Below are 14,244 nucleotides of genomic sequence, written 5' to 3' on the forward strand. Positions count from 1 at the left end.
TCGTCGACACCACCGACATCGGGGGAAACCATGTCCATCACCAAGCCCGAAGCGATCGTCGTCGGCGCCGGCCCCGGCGGGCTTGCCGCCGCCGGCGCGCTGCACCGGAAGGGGTGGTCCGTGGTGGTCCTGGAGCGCTCCGCCACGCTGGAGCCGATCGGGGCCGCGATCGCGATCGCGCCGAACGGGCTGCGCGCCCTGGACACCATCGACGCGGGTGTGCCGCTGCGCGCGCTCGCCGCGATCCGGGGCGCCGCGACGTTGCGCCGGCCGGACGGGCGGGTGCTCGCGCCGACCAGCGGGGAGGCGTTCACCGCGCGGTTCGGCGAGCCGATGGTGCTCGCGGCGCGAGCCGAGTTGATGCGGGTGCTGCTCGCGAGGCTGCCGGCCGAGGCGCTGCGGACCGGGACGACCGTGCTCACCGTGACCCCGGGGGACGCGGATCGGCGCGCGACGGTGACCACCGCGGACGAGACGCTGACCGCCGACCTGGTGGTCGCCGCCGACGGGATCCGGTCGCCGATCCGGCAGGCGGTGTTCCCCGAGCACCCCGGTCCGCGCTACGCCGGCTTCACCACGTGGCGGGCGATCGTCCCGGCCATGGACATCACACCGGGCGAGACCTGGGGACGCGGACTGGTCTTCGGGGCGATGCCGCTGGCCGACGGGCGGGTGTACTGGTACGCGACGGCGAACCGGCCGGCCGGCACCACGCACGGCGACGCGGCCGGGGAACGGGCCGAACTGCTGCGGCTGTACCGGGACTTCCACGCGCCCGTCGGCGACCTGATCGCCGCCGCGCCGGCCGAGCGCATCCTGCATCTGGACGTGCACGAGATGGCAACGCCGCTGCCGGCCCACCACCGGGGGCGGGTCGTGCTGATCGGCGACGCCGCGCACGCGATGACGCCGAATCTGGGCCAGGGTGGCAACCAGGCGCTGGAGGACGCGATCGAGCTGGCCGACGTACTCTCCGGGGTGAGCGCGACCGGGGTGGTCGACGCGCTGCCGGGATACAGCCGACGCCGGGTGGCCCGGACCTCGGCGGTGGTCCGGAAGTCGCGTCGGATCGGGGCGATGGCGCAGTGGCACGGGCGCGGCGCGGTCGCGGTGCGCGACACGTTCCTACGGGTGGCCGGCCGGGTCGCGCCGGACGCGGCGTTGCGCCCGCTGGACCCGGTGCTCGCCTGGCGTCCGCCGACGGGGGCCGGCGCGTCGACCCGGGCCGAGGTCTGATCCCGGCGGGGCGGCCCGCGTGCGGTACCGATGTGGGTTCCGCCTTCAGGGCATGCGTCGTACATTCCGTACCGGCCGGCGTGGGGGCTCGACGAAGGGGGCACGGTGACCATCGATCCGCAGCTGGTGGAGTTGTTGGGGGTCCTGCCGGACGACCTGTTCGTGGGGGACGCGGCGACCGCGCGGGCCGGCATCGACGCCGGGGTCGCACTGCTGCCGGTACTGACCGAGTTGGCGCGGGTCGAGGATCGCACCGTCCCCGGCGCCGTCGACGCGCGGCCGGCGCGGGTGTACCGGCCGTCGGAGGAACCCGGGCTGCCGGTGACCCTGTTCTTCCACGGCGGCGGCTTCGTGATCGGCGGCCTGGACAGCCACGACGCACTGGCCCGGCGCATCGCCCGGCACGCGAACTGCGTGGTGGTGTCCCTGGATTACCGGCTCGCCCCCGAATTCCCCTTTCCCGCGGCGACCGAGGATGCGTTCGCCGCGTACCGGTGGCTGCTGGACCAGGCCGGCGAACTGGGCGCCGATCCCACCCGGATCGCCCTCGCCGGGGACAGCGCGGGCGCCACGCTGTCCGCCACCGTGTGCCTCTTGGCCCGCGAACACGGGCTTCCACAACCGGCGTTGCAGATGCTCTGGTATCCGACGACCGGCGTCGAGGGCACCGCGTCGCAGGTCGAGAACGCCGAGGCGCCGCTGCTCACCGCGGCCTCGATCGCATGGTTCCTCGGCCACTACTTCGGCGACCGGAAGCCGGCCGACCTCGGTCCGTACGCCCGGATCGGCACCATCGAGGACCTGTCCGGCCTGGCTCCGGCGCATGTGGTGATCGCGGGCCACGATCCGCTACGCGACGAAGGCGCCGACTACGCCGAGCGGTTGCGTGCGGCGGGCAACACCGTCGAGTGCGAGTCGTTCGACGACATGGTGCACGGGTTCATGAGCTTCGTGGATTTGGTCCCGCGCTGCGAGGAGTGCGCGACGGGCTCGTTCGCGGCGCTGCACCGGGCGTTGCACCCCTGACCGGGCGGCGGCGCGGGCGCCTGCGGCGCGTGGCGCCCGGTCGCGCCGCTCAGCGGGACGGCAGGATCAGCAGTTCGTCCGTGCCGGGTCGGCGCAACACCTCGACCGGGTGGCCGTACAGGTCGGAGAGCACCGGCGCGGTGCACACCGCGTCCGGTACGCCGCACGCGACCAGGCGTCCGCCCGCGAGCAGCGCGATCCGGTCCGCGTAGGCGGCGGCGAGGTTGAGGTCGTGCAGCACGATCACCACCGCGTCGCCGAGCCGGGCCCGGGTGCGGGCCAGGCGCAGGACGTCCTCGGTGTGCCGGAGGTCGAGCGCGGCGGTGGGTTCGTCGAGGAACAGCACGGGCGCGCCCTGCGCCAGCACCCGGGCCAGCGACACCCGGGCCCGCTCGCCGCCGGACAACGACGGGTAGCTGCGGTCGGCCAGGTGCGCCACGTCGGTCTGCGCCAGACAGCGCGCCACGATCGTGTCCTCGGACTCCTCGCTCGGCAGTCCCGCGTGCGGCGCGCGGCCCATCCGGACCACCTCGTCCACGGTGAACGGGAAGGACAACGTCACGCTCTGCGGCAACACCCCTCGGCGCAGCGCCAGTTCCCGCTGCGCGTAGTCGGGCACCGGTCGGCCGGCGATGCGCACCGTGCCGTGGTGCGGGGTCAGGTCGCCGGTGAGCAGGCCGAGCAGGGTGGACTTGCCGGCGCCGTTGGGTCCCAGAACCGCGACGATCTCCCCGTGGCGCACGGTCAGCGAGACGCCGTCGACCAGGTTGCGGCCGCCGATGGCGAAGGTGACGTCTTCGGCCTCGACGCCGATCGTGCCGATCTCGGGGGTGCTCCGGTCGATCGCCGACCGGCTCCGGGCGAGCAGCCTCATCAGGCCCAACCTCCTTGCCGGGAACGGGTCCGGCGCAACAACCACAGGAAGAACGGGGCGCCGATCAGCGCGGTGAGCACGCCGAGCGGGACCTCCTTGGGCATCGCGACCGTGCGCGCCGCCAGGTCGGCGGCGACGGTGACCAGCGCGCCCAGGACCGCGCTCGCGGGCAGCAGCAGTCGGTGTCGGGGGCCGGCGATCAGGCGGATGATGTGCGGTACGACCAGGCCGACGAAGGTGATCACGCCGGCCGCGGCGACGGCCGCGCCGACCAGGGTCGCGCTCAGCACGACCACCACGACGCGTACCCGTTCGGTGTCCACGCCCAGGTGCCGGGCGCCGCGTTCGCCGAGGGCCATGATGTCGAGCGCGCGGGCGTACCGGGGCAGGATCAGCAGGCCGATCGCCGCGAAGGGGGCCAGCGCGCCGATGATCTTCCAGCTCGCGCCGCCGACGCTGCCCAGGTTCCAGAAGGTGATGCTGCGCAGTTCGGCGTCGTCGGCGACGAAGGTGAACAGGCCGATCGCGGCGCCCGCGAGGGCGTTGATCGCGATGCCGGTGAGCACCAGGGTGACCACTTCGGTGCGGCCGTCGGAGCGGGAGAGGAGGTAGACGAAGAGGGTGGTGAGCAGGCCGCCGATGAAGGCGAACGCGGTCACCGTCCAGGATCCGAAGGTGGACACGCCCAGCACGATCGCGCCGACCGCGCCGAGCGCCGCGCCGGAGGAGACCCCGATCACGCCGGGTTCGGCCAGCGGGTTGCCGAACACGCCCTGCATCGCGGCTCCGGCGCAGCCCAGGCAGGCACCGACCATGATGCCGAGCACGATGCGCGGGAAGCGGATGTTCCAGAGCACGGCCTCGTTGGCCTCGGACACGTGGCCGACGTCCAGGCCCAGGTGATGCAGCGCGGAGTAGAGCACCTGGTCGGAGGGGATCTCGAAGGCGCCCATGCCGGCCGAGACGATGCTCGTGGCCAGGAGGAGCAGTACGAGGGTGGGCATCAGCCAACGGCCGTGTCGGCGCGGCGCGGCCGGCACCGGGGCGGGCGTGCCGAGTTCGACCACGGGCGGGGGTTCGTTCGGCTCGCGGATGGGTTCTTGACGCTCCGTCACCGTGGCCACGGGCTCCCCTGGGTCTTCGCGTCGTGGGTCCTCGGGCGTCGGACGGGCGGGACGGGCCCGTCCGACACCCGGGGGGCGTGGACCTCGGGCCGGCCGGCCCCGGGCCCGATCCGGCGGATCGGACCGGGCCTAGGCCCTGCCCGGCGGATCTTGGCGGAGCCGCGCCGCCCGGTACCGGGCCTAGCCATGCAGGAGGTCGACGAGCTTGTTCAGCGCGACGCCCGCGGTCGGGCCGCCGCCGCCCAGTTCCAGGTCGTCCATCGCGACGACCTTGCGGTTCTGGCCGGCCGGGGTCTGCGCAACGCCGGGCAGCTTGAGCACGCCGTCGATGCCGCCGACGGACTCGAGGCCCTTTTGGAAGACGAGGATGACGTCGGGCTTGGCCGCGACCATCGCCTCCGGGGTGAGCGCGGCGGACATCTGTACGCCCAATTCGGTGCCGGCGTCGATGCCGCCGGCGGCGCTGATCATGCTGTCGGGGCCCAGGCCCTTGCCGCCGATCTGGTACAGGTTGGCCTGCCCGCGGATGTAGAGAAAGGCCACGCGCGGCTTGGTGGCGGCCTGTGCGCCCTTGGCCTTGGCGCCGGCGATCTCGCCGGCGGTGCGGTCGGCCAGCGCCTTGCCCCTGTCGGGCACGCCGAGCGCGGTGGCGACGGTGGTGATCCGGGTGATCGCGTCCTCGGGCTTGCCGCTGTCCGGGACCAGCACGATCGGTACGCCGGCCGCCTTGAGCTGGTCGACCGCGCTGCGCGGGCCGACCGAGGCGCTGCCGATCGCGACGGTGGGCCGTTGGGCGAGGATGCCCTCGGGGTTGAGGCTGCGCGAATTGCCGAAGGTGGGCTTGCCCTTGCTCTCCGGCAGGACCGCGCCGGAGGTGTCCACGCCGACCACGTTCGAGGCCAGGCCGAGGGCGTAGACGGTCTGCGCGATGTCGCCGCCGAGCGGCACGATGCGGCTCGCGTCCTTGACGGTGACCTTGCCCATCGTGGTGTCCACGGTGGCGGGCAGCGCGGCGGCGGCCTGGTCGCCCTTGGCGGTCTTCGCGTCGGACTTCTTGTCGTCGTCGCCGCACGCCGTGGCGAACGCGATGATGGCGAGGACGACCGCGGCCGGCTTCAAGCTTGTTCGGCGCAGACGCATCCGGCGGCCTTTCGTGCACGGGGTGGGCCGACCCGGAGCCGGCGAAGTCAGGCAAGCCTTGCCTTCCTTCACTCGGCAATTTAAAGGTAAGGCTTGCCTAACTCAAGCCCGTATCGGGTGGACAACGTCACACGAACCCCCCGCCCCGCCCACGATTCACCCACCGCTCACCCGGCCGCGCGGCGGGCGCGCCAGTCCCGGCTGTGTCGGCGGATCTCGGCCGCGGAGAAGTTCTCGTGGTCCTCGCCCCACGCGGTGACGCCGTCGAAGGTCCACTCGGTGAGGCCGTTGACGGTGAACAGATTCGGGTTCAGGAAGAAGCCGAGGCGGTTGTACAGCCGCCCCTCGGCGCGCAGTTCGCGACCGAGCGTGTCGACGCCGGTCAGTACCACCCGGGTCGCCCAGCCGGTGGCGTCGTCCCGCTCGACCACCTCGCGGCAGCCCCGGGCCAGCTTCGCCCAGGTGCCGTCGCGCAGTAGATAGCCGTGGATCGACACGCACCCCTGGCCGAAGTCCATGGTGATGCTGTGGAAGGCGTCGTGTTCGGACGCGGTGGCATAGCTGTATCCGCCGCGCCGGGCGGGCGATTGCATCAGACCGGGGCCGAACTGGGAGCGCGGACCCCACGAACGGTCCCGGAAGCCGTAGGAGTCGACCGGGATCTCCTCGCCGCGCAGCACCACCGTGCCGGTGTAGCGGCCGGGCTGGTCGAGGTGCTTCTCGCCCAGGTAGTGCGGCGGCAGCAGGCCGGTGAAGGTGAGGTCGACGTGGATCTCGTCGCCGCCGTCGGGATCGTCGTAGCCGACCTCGTACACCCGCTGCGGCTCCACGCAGCGCACCCGGAAGCCGTTCGGCAGGCGCAGGTCGGTCAGGTCCTGGTCGGGGATCGGCAGATGCCAGAAGTTCTTGGCGTAGACCGCGTCGTGCGGGTGCTGTCCGCTGTCGTCCCAGAAGTACGCGCCGCCCGCCGCGACCCCCTGGTTCGCCCGGAAGAACGGGTACAACTGCCCGGACAACCGCTTGTGCGGCACGGTGAAGGTGAACCAGGAGGTCTCCGACCAGTACGGGTCGTCGCCGGTCGGCGGGTGGAACCTGTCGTCGGGGTGGTGAGTGGTCATGGCCAACGGGTACTACGGGTACTTGGCCGAGTCAATGAATGTTGGGTGCGACTTGGGGTTGGGCGTGACTTGGGGTTGGGCGCGACTTGAGGGCCGGGGGCTACTTGAGCACGACCTCCGCCGTGAGCGGCCCGCTCCCCGACACCCGGTCGATCCGGGCGATGTGGCCGGCCGCGCGCAGGTCGGTCTCGATCGGCGTGACGCGGGCCAGTTCGTCGGCGTCGCCGGTGACGGTCAGCGCGGCCACCTCGGCGCGCATCGACACCTGGGCGGCGGACTTGGCCCGGCGCACCTCGGCGATCAGGCCGGACGCGACGCCGAGCAGGGCCCGGTCGGCCGCCGGCGGTGCGGCCGGGGCGGGCCAGGCCGCCCGGTGCACCGAGCCCTCCTGCCACCAGGACCACACCTCCTCGGTGGCGAACGGCAACACCGGCGCGAGCAGCCGCGTCAGCACCGACAGCGCGCCGGCCAGGGCGGCCCGGGCCGACGCGGCGCCCGCCTCGTCGCCGGCCTCGCCGTACGCGCGGGCCTTGACCAACTCGACGTAGTCGTCGCAGAAGTACCAGAAGAAACGCTCTGTCCGCTCCAGCGCCCGTGCGTAGTCGTAGTCCTCGAACGCCTCCCCCGCCGCTCGGGCCACCTCCGCCAACTCGGCGAGCAGCGCCAGGTCGAGCGGTTCGGTCACCGCCTCGGGCGTCTCGGCCGCGCCGATCGACAACACGAAGCGGGCCACGTTGAGCAGTTTGATCGCCAGCCGCCGGCCGACCTTCATCTGCCCGACGTCGAACGCGGTGTCCACGCCTGGCCGGCCGTTCGCCGCCCAGTAGCGCACCGCGTCGGAGCCGTGCTGCGCGAGCAGGTCGACCGGGGTGACCACGTTGCCCTTGGACTTGGACATCTTCTTGCGGTCCGGGTCCAGGATCCAGCCGGAGATCGCCGCGTGCGCGAACGGCAGGCTGTCGTGCTCCGCGTCGGCGCGCACCACGGAGGAGAACAGCCAGGTACGGATGATCTCGTGCGCCTGCGGCCGCAGGTCCATCGGGAAAACCCGGGCGAACAGGTCCTCGTCCCGACACCAGCCGCCCGCGATCTGCGGGGTCAGCGAGGACGTCGCCCACGTATCCATCACGTCCGGGTCGCCGACGAACCCGCCCGGCTCGCCGCGCTGTTGCTCGGTGTATCCCGGCGGCACGTCGGTGTACGGGTCGATCGGCAGGTCGGCCTCGGCAGGCGACAGCGGCTTGTCGTGGAGCGGCAGGCCGGCCTCGTCCAACGGGTACCACAGCGGCACCGGCACGCCGAAGAAGCGCTGCCGGCTGATCAGCCAGTCGCCGTTGAGGCCGTCGACCCAGTTGTCGTAGCGGACCTTCATGTGCGCGGGATGCCAGGCCAACTCGGCCCCCCGGGCCAGCAGTCGGCCGCGCAGATCGGCGTCGCGTCCGCCGTTGCGCAGATACCACTGCCGGGTGGTGACGATCTCGAGCGGTTTGTCGCCCTTCTCGTAGAACTTGACCGCGTGCGTGATCGGCTCTGGCTCGCCGACCAGTTCGCCGCTCTCGCGCAACATCGCCACGATCCGCTCGCGCGCGGTGAACACGGTGGCGCCGGCGAGGCGGGCGTACGCCTCGATCCCCTCGGGCCGCTCGATCCCGGCCGGCGGCTCGGCCCGGAACCTGCCGTCCCAGTCGAGCACGGGCCGGGTCTCCAGGCGCAGTTCACGCCACCACGTGACGTCGGTGGTGTCGCCGAACGTGCACACCATGGCCAGCCCGGAGCCCTTCTCCGGATCGGCCAGCGGATGGGCGTACACCGGCACGGCGACGCCGAACAGCGGGGTGCGGGCACACGAGCCGAACAGGTGGGTGTAGCGGGTGTCGTCGGGGTGCGCGACCAGGGCCACGCACGCGGGCAGCAACTCCGGCCGGGTGGTGGCGATCTCCAGCGCGTCGCCGGTCGGGGCGCGGAAGGTCAGGCGGTGGTAGGCGCCGGGACGCTCCCGGTCCTCCAGTTCGGCCTGCGCCACGGCGGTGCGGAAGGTGACGTCCCACAGGGTGGGCGCCTCGGCCGGATACGCCTCGCCGCGGGCCAGGTTGCGCAGGAAGGCCCGCTGCGACGCGGTGCGCGAGACGGCGTCGATGGTCTGGTACGTCATCGACCAGTCGACGGACAGCCCGAGCAGTCGCCACAACTCCTCGAACGCGCGCTCGTCCTGCCGGGTGAGTTCCTCGCACAGTTCGATGAAGTTGCGTCGGGAGACCGGGATCTGACGCTTCGCCGGCTGCGCGGGCGGCACGAAGTCCGGGTCGTACGGCAGCGCCGGGTCGCAGCGCACGCCGAAGTGGTTCTGCACTCGTCGCTCGGTGGGCAGGCCGTTGTCGTCCCAGCCCATCGGGTAGAAGACCTCGCGCCCGCACATGCGGCGGTAGCGCGCGATCGCGTCGGTGTGCGTGTACGAGAAGACGTGGCCCACGTGCAGCGATCCGCTGACGGTCGGGGGTGGGGTGTCGATCGAGTAGACCTCGTCGCGGGTCCGGGTGCGATCGAAGCGGTATACGCCCGTCTCGTCCCAGACGCGCGACCATTTCGCTTCCAGCCCGTCGAGGGTGGGCTTGTCGGGCATGCGGGGGGAACCAGAGGCGGGAACCATGCCCCCGGAGCGTACCGGGCGAGGGGGCGGGGCTCTAACCGATTGTTCGTTTCGTGGTGGTGGGTCGCGGCGGGTCGCGGTGGGTCGCCCGGGGCGGGGCGGGGTGGGCCCGGCGAACGCCCCTCGGGGGGGTCGGGTGTTCGCCGGGGCCGGTCGGGTGCTGCGGGTACGCGGGCGGATCGGTCAGGCGTCGGCGCGCAGTGCGGCGACGAACGCGGCCCAGGGCGCCCGGGTCAGGGTCAGCAGCCCGATCGCCGGGTCCTTGCTGTCGCGTACGTCGGTGCGGCCGTCCGGGTGCGGACGGATCTCGGTGCAGTCGCCGTTCTGCATGCTGTAGCTGCTCTTGACCCAAAGGGGTGAGTTCTCAGGCATCGGCACTCTTCCTACTCGGTTACTCGACTACTCGGCTGCTCGGTTATTCGGCTGCTCGGGTACCGGACTGCTCGGCTCTTCGGTCCGCGAGTCGGTGGGGCCGCGAGGGGGCTGCGAGGTGGTCGGTGCGCAGGACGATCGGCCTGCGAGTTCCTTGGCACTGGACGCGATGAAGGCCTCGGACTCGATGGGACTCAGCGCGATTCCCCGCAAGTCCGCGAAAACCTTGCCGTAGTGAGCGGTGTCCTGGGCTCTTTCCAGGTAGGCGTGGCTGGTGAAGTTCTCCAGCGAAACCACTTCCATCCCCGAGGGGGGAGGGAACCCGTAGATCGAGAACGGCGTGGGGCCGCCCGGATAGGCGCCTGCCGAAAAGGGTAGTACCTGCACGGTCACGTTCGAAAGTTGGGCAATTTCGATCAAGCGCAGGAGTTGCTCGCGCAACACCTGCCGGCCGCCTATCTCCTGGCGCAGCGCGGCCTCGCCGATGACCATCAACACCCGCATCGGCGCCGGTTCTTCGCGGGTCAGCACGCGCTGCCGATCCAGCCGCACCCGGACCCGGGTCCGGCACTGTTCGTCGAGCGGTCCCACGGTGCCGCCGCGGATGACGGCGGTCGCGTACGCCTCGGTCTGGAACAGCCCCGGGATGATGCTGGGTTGGAAGCCCAGACAGGAGGCGACCTCGGCCTCCAGGCCGATCAGGTCGAGGAAGTCCTGCGGGAGTCGGTCGGCGAGGTCGCGCCACCAGCGCTGCCGCCGACCCTCGCGCGCCAGCGCCAACCAGCCTTCGCGCGTGGCCGGGTCGGCCACCTCGTACAGATCGAGCAACGCCTTGAGGTCCAGCGCCCGGATGCCGCTGCGGCCGGACTCGATCCGGCTCACCTTGGCGGGATGGCAGGAGAGGGCGTCGGCCACGTCCTCCAGGAGCAGCGCGCAATCCTCGCGCAGCCGACGCAGGTTGGCACCCAGGACGCGCCTGCGCACCGTCGGGTACTGCTCGGCGCCCATGGTTCCTCCCGCTTTCGATCCGATCCGATCCCGATCCGCACCGACCACTGCCGTGTCTTTTCGCAATACCCAGGGCTTTTCTGTGGAATTCCGGGAGTTCGCCCCGAGGAGTGGGCGTCATGGTACTCATATCCGACACGATGCAAGTCGGGTGACTTGTTTGACTTGCACTTGATGCCCGTACCGAGGACGCTACTTACAGCGACCCGTCGAGCACCTGCCGAAGGGCTCGTGGGGGTCCGGTCGCGCCCGGGGCCGCGCCGGTGTCCCGAACCTTGGGAGGCGAGGAATCGTGCTGCGGGAGCAAGACGCCGGCGTGAATCAGGCCGGGATCGCGTGGATCAGTGCCGCCACCCGCGATCCGCGCGACACGCGGTACATCTGGCTGACCAACCCCGGCGCACGCCGCGCCGCGGACACCGGCCGGCTGTTCGACGCCGTGGTGGTGCGGGCCGATCTGGGCCGGGCGGTGCTGGCGCTGCTGGTCGCGGCGGGCGCGCCCGTGGGGACGGTGATCGCCGAGGAGCACGCGGGCAAGTGGGCGTACCTGGTCGGACCGGGCAGCGCGGAGGCCTGGCAGGGCGCGGTCGGCCCGGCGAAGGGCACCCGCTACCACTACGTGGGCCACGGCGGCTGCCTCACCCTCCCGGGGCCGCGCCCGCACCCGGGCTCGTCGATGACCTGGATCATCCGCCCCGGCCTCGGCACGAACCTGACCTGCGTCACCACGCTGGCCGACGCCTACCTGACCGCCGAGGCCGACACGCCGAGGGCCTGTGCCTCCGGCGGGGCGTAGGCGAACGGGCACCGAATCGCGGGGAGGTGGGGGTGGTTCAGCCGGTGGGTGGGCGCGGCGTGTCGGGTCGTGCTCGGGCGAAGCGGGTGTCGGTCGGGCGCAGTGCGACGCGGGGGCCGGCGGCGGCGACGATCACGTCCAGGCAGCGGGCCGGATCGGCGGCGTAGATGTTGCTGAACCAGGCCATGTTGGGCTCGACCACCACCCAGTGCTCCTCGGCGCTGTCCGCGGTGCCGGCCAGGCCGACGTCCAGGACCACCGCGCTCGGCAACCCCGCGCCGTGCTCGGCGAGCAGGTCGCGGGCGAAGGCGAACACTTCCCCGGCCCTGGGATCGTCGATCAGCGGCATCGGGTCGAGCCGGCCGAAGGTCGCGTAGCGCGAGCCCGTATGCGGGACGCCGTCCAGCACGAACAGCCGGTACTCGACGACGAAGGTCCGGATCTCGGCGACCAGCACCGGCGTGGCGTCGGGAACACCGGCGGGCAACCGGGTGCCATCCGTGTACACGGCCGCCTCGAACGACTTGTCACTGGGCGGCTTCACGAACGCGGGCACCCGCAACCGCCGTGCCTCACCCATCGTCGTCGCGGCGATCCCCCGCCGCGTCCACCGCTCCGGCAACGCGGTCAACCAGCCGTCCGCGGGCTCCAAAAGGGCCACATCCAGGGACGCGGCAACGGTGTCACCGAACAGAGGCCCACCGTAGTAGGCCGCTACGCCCCGCAGATCGGGCCGGGGCCCGGTAAGCACGGCAACCGCCATCCCACGCGCCACGGCGACCTCGGCCAACAACTCGGCCGTGGTGGTGGATTGGGCGGAAAGCGCGAGGGTGCCGGGCAAGATCGAGGACACGTACGCACGTTACTCCGGCCGGTAGCGGGCGCAGTCCGTGCATGGCACAACCTTGGTCGCTCTCCCAACTGCGAGACCGAGCAGTCTGCTTCCACTGCCATTCCCAGCTGTGGGCCTTCGTTCCCGAGAGCGGCGTTGTTGAGTGTGTGGCACGACACCGGGGAGAGTCGTACGGGGGATCTCGCGCACATCGGTCAGAAGTACGTCGGCAAGGGGGACGCGGTGGCCATCGTCGCGGACCAGTCGAAGGGTATGCCCGCCGGGTTGGGGGCGTTGATGCGGTCGATCGTGGGCGAGTACGAGGCGCGGGAGACGCCCGAGGCGCTCTGTGCGGGTGACGCGGACAAGTTGGAGTGCCTGGTGCAGGCGATCGAGTATCGGGACCGGGGGTATGCCAACGTGGAGCGCTGGATCGTGAACTCACAGAAGCGGATTCGGACCGAGTCCGCCAGGCGCATCGCGGCCGAACTCCTGGAGACCGGCTCGCTCGACCGGCTTCGCGAGGCCATGGGCGAGTCGTAGCCGGACACGCAGGGTTCGGACGACTGAACGGAGGTCAGTCCATCTCCTCCGCCGGCTTTGGGCTCGGGTGCCAGGTTGGGCCGGGGGTGCGCTTGGTGCCGGCGAAGGCGGTCAGGTCGTAGGCGGATTCGGCGTGCACCGCCAGGTCCAGGCCGCGTTGTTCGTGGTCGGCGTGGGCGCGGAAGCCGATGGTGCGGTCGATCACCTTGGCGATCGTGTACGTCACGCCGAAGGAGAACGCGGAGACCACCACGATCGCGACCAACTGCTTGCCGAGCAGCGCCGCGCCGCCGCCGTGCAGCAGGCCCGCCGGTCCGCCCGTGACGTCCTTCGCCGCGAACAGGCCGATCAGCAGCGTCCCGACCACGCCGCCGACGTAGTGCACGCCGACCACGTCCAGCGAGTCGTCGTAGCCGAAGCGGTGCTTCCAGCCGACCGCGAAGCTGCACAGGACGCCCGCCACGAGGCCGATCACCATCGCGCCGGGCAGGTCCACCACACCGCACGCCGGGGTGATCGCGACCAGGCCCGCGACCGCGCCGGAGGCCGCGCCGAGGGTGGTGGCGTGTCCGTCCCGGCGCTTTTCCACCGCGAGCCAGCCGATCAGCGCGGTACATCCCGCCGCCTGCGTGTTCACCAGCGCCTGCGCGGCCAGCCCGTTGGCGCCGAGCGCGGAGCCGCCGTTGAAGCCGAACCACCCGAACCACAGCAGCCCCGCGCCCAGCACCACCAGCGGCAGGTTGTGCGGCCGCATCGGATCCCGCTTGAAGCCGATCCGCGGGCCGAGCACCAGCGCCACCGCCATGCCCGCCGCGCCGCAGTTGATCTCCACCACCAGGCCGCCCGCGAAGTCGAGCGCGCCGAGATGGTGCGCGATCCAGCCGTCGGGGCCCCAGACCCAGTGCGCGAGCGGGACGTACACGCAGGCCACCCACACGGCGCAAAAGAGCACCCACGCCTTGAACCGCGTCCGGTCCGCGATCGCCCCGGAGATCAGCGCCACCGTCAGGATGGCGAAGGTCAGTTGGAAGGCCATGAACAGCAGTTCGGGCACCGTGCCGTGCAGGTCGGTGGGCTTGGTGCCGGCCATGAACACGCTGTCGAGGTCGCCGAGCAGACCGCCGCCCACGTCGCCGCCGAAGGCCAGGCTGTAGCCGAAGGCGATCCACACGACGGTCACCACCGCGATCGCCACGAAGCTCATCATCAGCATGTTCAGCACGCTCTTGGCCCGCACCATGCCGCCGTAGAAGATCGCCAGGGCGGGGGTCATCAGCAGCACGAGCGCGGTGGCCACGAGCAACCACGCGGTGTCTCCGGCGTTCAGGGCGTCGGGGGCGACGGCGACGGTCATGCGGCTCCCTCATGGGCCTGATGGGGTTTCAGGTCAGGGTGCGCAGCGCGGGTTTCCTGGCGTATACCTCGGTGTTACGCGCGGGTTAAGTAACCGGCCGTGTGTTACGCGGGCATTGCCCGATGGTGAGCGGGCGTGCACGGGGTGAGCGTCCCGACACGCCGGTGAAACACC

13 protein-coding genes are annotated in these 14,244 nt (G+C 71.8%); 4 read left to right on the plus strand and 9 right to left on the minus strand.

All coding sequences use genetic code 11. The features are described from left to right. Nucleotides 1-30: 30 nt before the first annotated feature. Both ACWGR4_RS09945 and ACWGR4_RS09950 read left to right on the plus strand, forming a co-directional pair. Entirely contained in the window at nucleotides 31-1,236 is a 1,206-nt protein-coding gene (locus ACWGR4_RS09945; protein ID WP_452132861.1) for an FAD-dependent monooxygenase, read from the plus strand. Between the two features lie 105 nt (nucleotides 1,237-1,341). Beyond that, on the plus strand, nucleotides 1,342-2,262 hold the full coding sequence (locus tag ACWGR4_RS09950) for an alpha/beta hydrolase (protein WP_452132862.1): 921 nt from the start codon (nucleotides 1,342-1,344) through the stop codon (nucleotides 2,260-2,262). Between the two features lie 49 nt (nucleotides 2,263-2,311). On the opposite strand, the gene ACWGR4_RS09955 is transcribed toward ACWGR4_RS09950, so the two are convergent. The 7 genes from ACWGR4_RS09955 to ACWGR4_RS09985 form a co-directional block, all read right to left on the minus strand. Further along, nucleotides 2,312-3,136, minus strand: coding sequence for a heme ABC transporter ATP-binding protein (locus tag ACWGR4_RS09955; RefSeq protein WP_379998554.1), 825 nt, complete (start codon nucleotides 3,134-3,136; stop codon nucleotides 2,312-2,314). Beyond that, complete coding sequence (locus ACWGR4_RS09960; RefSeq protein ID WP_379998702.1) at nucleotides 3,136-4,251, minus strand: FecCD family ABC transporter permease; 1,116 nt, start codon at nucleotides 4,249-4,251, stop codon at nucleotides 3,136-3,138. The genes ACWGR4_RS09955 and ACWGR4_RS09960 overlap by 1 nt, the downstream gene beginning before the upstream one ends. A gap of 189 nt (nucleotides 4,252-4,440) precedes the next feature. Further along, nucleotides 4,441-5,379 (minus strand): heme/hemin ABC transporter substrate-binding protein, encoded by a 939-nt coding sequence (locus ACWGR4_RS09965; RefSeq protein ID WP_452132863.1) that lies wholly within the window; start codon nucleotides 5,377-5,379, stop codon nucleotides 4,441-4,443. Between the two features lie 188 nt (nucleotides 5,380-5,567). Then, nucleotides 5,568-6,518, minus strand: coding sequence for a DUF7065 domain-containing protein (locus tag ACWGR4_RS09970; RefSeq protein ID WP_379998558.1), 951 nt, complete (start codon nucleotides 6,516-6,518; stop codon nucleotides 5,568-5,570). A gap of 100 nt (nucleotides 6,519-6,618) precedes the next feature. Further along, nucleotides 6,619-9,138, minus strand: a complete 2,520-nt coding sequence (gene valS / locus ACWGR4_RS09975; RefSeq protein ID WP_452132864.1) for a valine--tRNA ligase — start codon at nucleotides 9,136-9,138, stop codon at nucleotides 6,619-6,621. 210 nt (nucleotides 9,139-9,348) lie between these two features. Continuing rightward, nucleotides 9,349-9,537, minus strand: coding sequence for a DUF397 domain-containing protein (locus tag ACWGR4_RS09980; protein ID WP_379998563.1), 189 nt, complete (start codon nucleotides 9,535-9,537; stop codon nucleotides 9,349-9,351). 27 nt (nucleotides 9,538-9,564) lie between these two features. Further along, a complete protein-coding gene (locus ACWGR4_RS09985; protein WP_452132865.1) occupies nucleotides 9,565-10,545 on the minus strand; it encodes a helix-turn-helix domain-containing protein in 981 nt (326 codons plus the stop codon). Between the two features lie 292 nt (nucleotides 10,546-10,837). Between ACWGR4_RS09985 and ACWGR4_RS09990 the strand changes: the two genes are divergently transcribed. Further along, entirely contained in the window at nucleotides 10,838-11,341 is a 504-nt protein-coding gene (locus ACWGR4_RS09990; protein WP_452132866.1) for a hypothetical protein, read from the plus strand. A 37-nt stretch (nucleotides 11,342-11,378) separates the two neighbouring features. Here the strand turns inward: ACWGR4_RS09990 and ACWGR4_RS09995 are convergent, their stop codons facing one another. Beyond that, nucleotides 11,379-12,194, minus strand: a complete 816-nt coding sequence (locus ACWGR4_RS09995; protein ID WP_452132867.1) for an ATP-grasp domain-containing protein — start codon at nucleotides 12,192-12,194, stop codon at nucleotides 11,379-11,381. Between the two features lie 138 nt (nucleotides 12,195-12,332). On the opposite strand from ACWGR4_RS09995, the gene ACWGR4_RS10000 reads away from it, so the two are divergent. Continuing rightward, a complete protein-coding gene (locus ACWGR4_RS10000; protein ID WP_452132868.1) occupies nucleotides 12,333-12,716 on the plus strand; it encodes an HD domain-containing protein in 384 nt (127 codons plus the stop codon). Between the two features lie 34 nt (nucleotides 12,717-12,750). Here the strand turns inward: ACWGR4_RS10000 and ACWGR4_RS10005 are convergent, their stop codons facing one another. Continuing rightward, a complete protein-coding gene (locus ACWGR4_RS10005) occupies nucleotides 12,751-14,070 on the minus strand; it encodes an ammonium transporter (protein WP_452132869.1) in 1,320 nt (439 codons plus the stop codon). Nucleotides 14,071-14,244 lie beyond the last annotated feature (174 nt).

It is taken from the genome of Embleya sp. NPDC055664, from assembly GCF_053618075.1.